At 59.2% G+C, this 5,978-nt stretch carries 7 protein-coding genes; 6 read left to right on the top strand and 1 reads right to left on the bottom strand.

The window, feature by feature from the left end:
- Positions 1-617, top strand: a 617-nt coding sequence (locus BW974_RS26150; protein ID WP_175609822.1) for a hypothetical protein, incomplete at its 5' end; no start/stop codon positions are given.
- Between the two features lie 271 nt (positions 618-888).
- On the opposite strand, the gene BW974_RS24120 is transcribed toward BW974_RS26150, so the two are convergent.
- Positions 889-1,194 carry a hypothetical protein gene (locus BW974_RS24120; protein WP_139329032.1) on the bottom strand — a complete coding sequence of 102 codons (306 nt, stop codon included), beginning with the start codon at positions 1,192-1,194 and terminating at the stop codon, positions 889-891.
- Positions 1,195-1,313: 119 nt separating this feature from the next.
- On the opposite strand from BW974_RS24120, the gene BW974_RS24115 reads away from it, so the two are divergent.
- The 5 genes from BW974_RS24115 to BW974_RS24090 all read left to right on the top strand — a co-directional run.
- A complete protein-coding gene (locus BW974_RS24115) occupies positions 1,314-2,510 on the top strand; it encodes a hypothetical protein (protein ID WP_076433792.1) in 1,197 nt (398 codons plus the stop codon).
- A gap of 792 nt (positions 2,511-3,302) precedes the next feature.
- The gene (locus BW974_RS24110) at positions 3,303-3,689 is read left to right on the top strand and encodes a hypothetical protein (RefSeq protein ID WP_076433790.1); all 387 of its coding nucleotides are present in this window, start codon (positions 3,303-3,305) and stop codon (positions 3,687-3,689) included.
- A 999-nt stretch (positions 3,690-4,688) separates the two neighbouring features.
- Complete coding sequence (locus BW974_RS24100) at positions 4,689-5,108, top strand: hypothetical protein (protein WP_076433786.1); 420 nt, start codon at positions 4,689-4,691, stop codon at positions 5,106-5,108.
- A 10-nt stretch (positions 5,109-5,118) separates the two neighbouring features.
- The gene (locus BW974_RS24095) at positions 5,119-5,652 is read left to right on the top strand and encodes a hypothetical protein (RefSeq protein ID WP_076433784.1); all 534 of its coding nucleotides are present in this window, start codon (positions 5,119-5,121) and stop codon (positions 5,650-5,652) included.
- On the top strand, positions 5,649-5,978 hold a 330-nt coding region (locus tag BW974_RS24090), incomplete at its 3' end, for a hypothetical protein (protein ID WP_139329031.1). The genes BW974_RS24095 and BW974_RS24090, both read left to right, overlap by 4 nt.

Genomic DNA, 5,978 nt, shown 5'->3' with positions numbered 1-5,978 from the left:
CTCGGGAGTACATCATCGAGATTTCGGCGCGGCTCGCCGAGTTCGAGGAGCAGGTTTTCGGCGAGGCGCTTCTCGGCGCGGAGGAACTCGAACAGTGGCTCGACTCGGAGCCGTCCCGCGAGGACATCGAGAAGCTCATCCGAACGCGCGTCTCGGCGCTCTCGGGAGAGATTCTCGCCGAGGACGACGAGGACGAGGGAATGACGCCGGGCGAGTTCCTCGAACAGATTGTCGGCGAACAGAACGCGCCGACGGGGAACGCATCCGACGCGATTCAAGGCGAGCCGGACGCGGCGCGGACGGCGCTCTCGGAACTCCAGCGAGAGGAGAACGCGCAAAAGCCGCTCGGCGGCGAGGTCAAGACGGGCGCGCTCGCCACGCTCGAAGCGGAGGACGACGCGCGTGACCCATTGAACGGCAAGACACTACCGGGAGCCCTCGCCACGTTCGACGCCCGAGAGAAGGCGGAGCGCGGCTCCTCGAACTCGCTCTCGACAGCGGGAGCAAACTATTCCGGGCGAGGCGTCGGCGACATCGCCTCGAACATCGGCAAGAGTGACGAGGGCGACGCCGCGCCGCGGACGCCGCTCAACGCGCTCGATGCCGAGGAGAAGTAAGAACGACGCCCGTCGAAACTACGTTCGACGATGCCACGATTCACAGATTTGGGACTGAAATCTATAGCTATCAACAGCGTAGATTTATGGGCCGTGGGTCAATATTCAACGACAAGGAGAATCTCTCGAAAGTAGTCACTCAACGAGAATTAAGGCAATGTTCCCTTCGGCGTGGTAGCGCCGAGGGGAACCAAGCATTGTTGTCCAAATTGGTTGGATTTGACGAACACACGGAGGCGCGTCGTCGGATTGTTCTTCACTTTCCGGCGTCTTAAAAATTCCCTTCGCCCCATTCGTCGTCCCGTCCCTCCCGAACGTCATCGGGAAACGAACGAACGATATAATGGCACACACGCCACGATTCACGCGAACGAACCGAACCACGAACGACGCCGGAGCCGCGGTCGAGGACGAGAGCGGCGAGCAGGTCGAGCGGCTCGACTCGGAGAAAATTTCCTCGGACGTTTTTTTTGTGGCGGGGGTCGAGAAACCGTCTCCTGCCCTCTCGAACCACGGACGTGGAGACGGGGAAACCGCAAGACTGCGGAGAGTTCAAGACGGCATGGGGGGTTGCCAAACCAACCCCCCTACTGCGTACACTACTACTGTCTGCCCCCAGTATGGGGTAGATAGATGTGTGACGCATCACGCATCTACCCCAGTTTGGGGTAGCTCTATCAAGGAGGTCGATTCTCGATGACTCGAACCGTCAAAGTCGATTGGCGCGTCCCGTCCAAAGAATGGGAGGCATTCTCCGAGTACGTCTCCCGCGAACACGGCGAAATCAAGGGATACGTCGGTCGAGAGGTCGAGAAAGCGATGCGGGAGTACATGGACGCGGACGAGTTTGCAGACATAGAGGAACGCATCGACCGCCTCCTCCGCGCCGCCGGGCGTCGTCCCGCAGACGCCGCCGAAGAAAAAACACTCTCCGAGTCGAGCGTCGATTCGGACGAGACGACTCGCGTTCGATGCCGCGTTGACCCGGACGTGAAAGACGAGTTCTCGGCATACGTGAAACGCGAGACGGACGACCGTCTCGGCATCGGGCTCACTCGGGCACTCAAGGAGCGGCGTCGAGGAGGTCGAGCGCGTCGAGCAGGCGAGAAGCTCCGACGAATCGAGGACGACGCCGCTGGGCTCCTCGAAGAACTCGGCTCGGGGGACGGGCTCAGTCTCCGCGAGAAACGAACGATAGCGGTCTGCAACGACTTGAGCGAGCAGTTCACGCGCTCGGAGTTAGAGAGCGCTATCGAGATTCACGCGGGCGGTTCCGACCCGACGCTCCGCGATTACACGGAGCGCGTCACGGAGCGCCTTGACGTAGTCTCACACCCGCATAACCCGGACTTGTTCGTCCCGACCGAGAGAGCGGAGGAACTCGCCTCCGAGACGGACGCGGCGAGCCCGTCCGACCCGGCAATCGACAGAAAGCCCTACGAGAATCTCACCCGCGACGAGAAGGTTCACGGCGTCCGGCTCGAACTCGCCCGAGACGCGGCGAAACGGTCGAACGGCAAAGCTCAATTCGGAACCGCGGACATCCGCGAGGAGGTATTCGACGGGAACGCTCCTGCGAGTTACGCTCGCTCGCTCATGCACGACGCCGCGGACGCCGATGGGTTCCGCATCCGAAGCGGCTCGACCGGAGAGAACCGCCTTGCCGTGACGCTCACGGACGCCGCCTCGGACGTATTAGCAGACGCGGGCGTCCTCGCAAACAGCAAGAACGACGAGACGACCTCGACTACGAACGAAGACGCTGATGGTGCCGACCGCGTCGAGGGCGCGGATGACATGGGCGGCACGAACGAGGTCGAGCAGGATGACGAGGATGCGGACGCTGAGTTCAACCGTTTACTCTCGGCTCGAACTCCCGCAAACGCCGATTAGCCACGAAAGAACTCCGAGAGAGGGCGTTCTCCCGCCTCGAACCCTTGGGGTTGAGCCTTCGTGAACCATTACCTTTCCCCAATATCTGTATCTTATATTGTATCTGTTGTATTACGAGTGCATAAATATCCTCGACCAGCCTATAATCCAGACACGTCGCGTATATGAATCACATCGACCAGTCTATAATCCGGACACGTTGAGAACGCGAACGGGTGACTTTTTATGCACTCCCATCATGCGAATTTTGTGTGGAACGTCGGGAACGCCCCCATATGCACGGGCTTCACGGCCCGAGGGCGGGTTCGACTGTTCTACTGTCGCATCGACTCATGACCGCACCCTCAAAGAGAGACATCAATGGACAAAGAACCACAAGAAGGCTCCAAGAAGAAACGCCCAAGCCTCAAATCCCGCCTCGAACTGACCCGACTACGGTTAGAAATTGTGCATATTGTACTGCTCATCCTCTTACCCATCGTTCAATCGGTAGTGAGAGTGCTGTAGCTCGGGGTTTGAGTCTGTAGAGAATCGTCCTGACCATCGTGGTCAGGAACGCCCCCATATGCAACACTATGTTTTCTCACAGTTCGTATAAACGCTTCCCATTTCTGTCCTCGTAGCACCCTGCGCCGCTCAAGCGTAGCTCTCGCACAGACGCGACATCCGCTCGACCGCGGCTCGGGGAGCGCGAAGCGGAGCGAGCGGAGGCCCGAACCGTGGGCGATGCGGCGGAGCGTCGGTCGAGCGTCTGACTGAACACTAAGCGACTCGCCTCGGAACACGGCGCTCATGGAACAGATTACCCTTCGAGTCTCCGAGCATCGGAAAGAATCGCTTGAGGAGAGCGCCGCCGATTCGGGCGAGAGCCTTAGCGAACACATCCGAAAGCGGCTCCGAACACAGGACGACGCGCCGGGCGAGTCGGAGCAAGTCGAGGAACTCCGAGAGCGAGTCGAGGAGCAACGCGAGCGCATCGACGCGCTTCGGGACGACCGCGAGGAACGCATCCGATTAGAGGCGCGCCTCGAGCAGTTGGAGAGCGACCTCGACCGCGTCCGAGACGAACGCGACTCGGCTCAAGCGCGGTACAACGAGACGCAAGGGAAGCTCAAAGTTCACAACAGCGAGCGGGACGGCGTCCTCGCGCGGTTCTCGACGTGGTTTCGAGGCGACTAAGCGATGCATGGCGTCCGTCCCGATGCGTCGGCGAGTATGCGGCGCTCATCCCCGCGCAGGCTTGCGATTTCTATGCGTCGGAACGCATAATCAGAACGCAAATCCGCGCAAAAGTCGCGCGGAGGCGCGACTCAAAGGGAGAATATCTGTTCGTGTAACGTGAATTTTGGCGAATCGTCGAACTTCTTGTCGTGCTACGTACAATACATCAAGTAGAGCAATATTACGACGACGAGAACGAGGGTCATTGTGCTGATTACGAGGTCTATAGGGAACTGTGAGAGAGTGGAGAGCAATATCAAAACCAACAACACTACAGCAAAAACTAATCCGCTTACCGAATCGATTAATTTTCTAAAATCATCAATGGTAGAACTAAGCGACTCAAGAGAGTTTTCCGACGGTACATTTTCGTGGTCACAGTTGTCACTCGGGGAACTCATATTCACATCCTCGAGGCCAATGACACAGAAAAACCGGAGCAGGGGCGTCAAATCCAACGCGAACTTCTGTGTAGTTGTCCTCTATTCAGAGGGATGGTAGTTCTAAATATAAGGGTTGCCCGCGCTCAAGATTCTATGACTGTGGAACAAGGTAACAATGAAAAAACGCCAATAGGTTCGTAAGTATGTGTCACGAATCACGCACTAATTCGAGGGTTCGAGTGACGCCGTTCGAGCAAAACCGCAAGACTGCGCTGGGGTCGTGATTTCACTTCTGTTTGCGCGCATAATCGGAAGTGGGAGAGAAGCGCTCTCCCGACGGTTTACAGGGAGAACCGTTCATACCGCGAGCCGTCCCGAGAAGGGCGTGAAAACCAGCGACCGCCCTCGTCCCATGGGCCACGATTTCAGCTGATGCGGTTCGGGACTCGTTCCGCGGTCGTATCGAGGAACTCCGACCGCATAATTGTTCGGCTCTCAAACTAACGATAATCAACAGACGGCACGGAGATGGCATAGTTTCTTAGTTCTTCGAGTACATAAATAGGATAACGTCATGCAAAACACGACGGCGGGCGAGGGAACGACTCTCGACCCGGAATACAGGGAGAAACTGCTCGACGTACACGAACGCCTCTCCGGGCTCGAACGCTCATATCGAGGCGTCTCGATTGCTCGTTCGGAGTGGGTTCGGTTCATCGACTCGGAGCCAACGGACGAGGAGATGAAAGCGGCGCTCACGGAGCGGCTCACGGAACTCACGGCGGCGTTCGTCTCGGACGGCGAGATGACCGACCGAGAACTCGTCTCGCACGTTCTCGCGCCGTTCTCGGACGAGGGCGACGAACAGGACGGCGCGAGTCTCGACGCCGCTCTCGACCGCAGAGAGGGCGCGGAAACAGACGAGAATCACGCAAACGCAACCACGGAGTTAGAACCGTTCGAGAAGTACGGCGGCGCTCCGATGTTTTACTAAATTCAGGGTCATGGCTACGAAGAAAATCAAACTCGGCAAGGACGAATCGGAGTACAGCGCGGACGAACTCATTTATGTGGTACGGAGCGGCTCGCTCACGGTTCCGGGCTCTCGGAGCAAGAGCGGGACGACGGAGTTCGTCCGACGCGGCGAGCCGGTCGAGGCATACGTCGCAGAAGACGGCAACCTCGACCAGATTATCGAGAATCATCGAGAGAGTCTCCTCGCTCTCGACCGCGAGACGGGCGTCCTCGTTGACCATACGGTCGAGCGAGAGCTTTCGCCCGAGGAGGAAACAGCGCTCATGTTCCGCAACAACCACGCATCGAGCGCGTCCGCGCCGACCGCCGCGGTCGAGCCGGTCGAGGACGAAGTCGAGCGCGTCCCGTATTCGTGGGCAGAAATCGAAGACGCCGACTACACGCGGCTCCGCTCGATAGCGAGCGAGGTCGAGGGCGTCTCGGGCAATCAGGGAACGGAGCAGATTCGAGAAGCGCTCCGCGAGGCGAAGCGTGATGCGGACGAGACGGAGGCAAGCCGATGAGCCGCCGGACGTTCTCGGCGCGCGGATTCTCCTCGAATTGCGGCGGCGAGTCGTGTTCCTGCTCGACGGACGGGAACGACAACGACGGCGGCTCCTCGACCTCGAACGCGGCGTCGCTCTTTGAGCGCCTCAAGGCCGTCGAGAGCGGTTCGAGTTCTTCGCCGTCCTCTCAGTCGGGGAACGCGGAGGGCGACGAAAGCGCAGACAAGGGCGGCGTTCTCACGTCCGAGGCTCGGGAGTACATCATCGAGATTTCGGCGCGGCTCGCCGAGTTCGAGGAGCAGGTTTTCGGCGAGGCGCTTCTCGGCGCGGAGGAACTCGAACAG

Source organism: Haladaptatus litoreus (assembly GCF_900156425.1).
Lineage (GTDB): Archaea > Halobacteriota > Halobacteria > Halobacteriales > Haladaptataceae > Haladaptatus > Haladaptatus litoreus.
This window is presented reverse-complemented; position numbering and strand designations above follow the sequence as displayed.

Bases quoted from the DNA above. Each gene is read 5' to 3' on its own strand.
- BW974_RS24115 (WP_076433792.1), top strand. From the start codon at position 1,314: ATGACTCGAACCGTCAAAGTCGATTGGCGCGTCCCGTCCAAAGAATGG.
- BW974_RS24100 (WP_076433786.1), top strand. From the start codon at position 4,689: ATGCAAAACACGACGGCGGGCGAGGGAACGACTCTCGACCCGGAATAC.
- BW974_RS24110 (WP_076433790.1), top strand. From the start codon at position 3,303: ATGGAACAGATTACCCTTCGAGTCTCCGAGCATCGGAAAGAATCGCTT.
- BW974_RS24095 (WP_076433784.1), top strand. From the start codon at position 5,119: ATGGCTACGAAGAAAATCAAACTCGGCAAGGACGAATCGGAGTACAGC.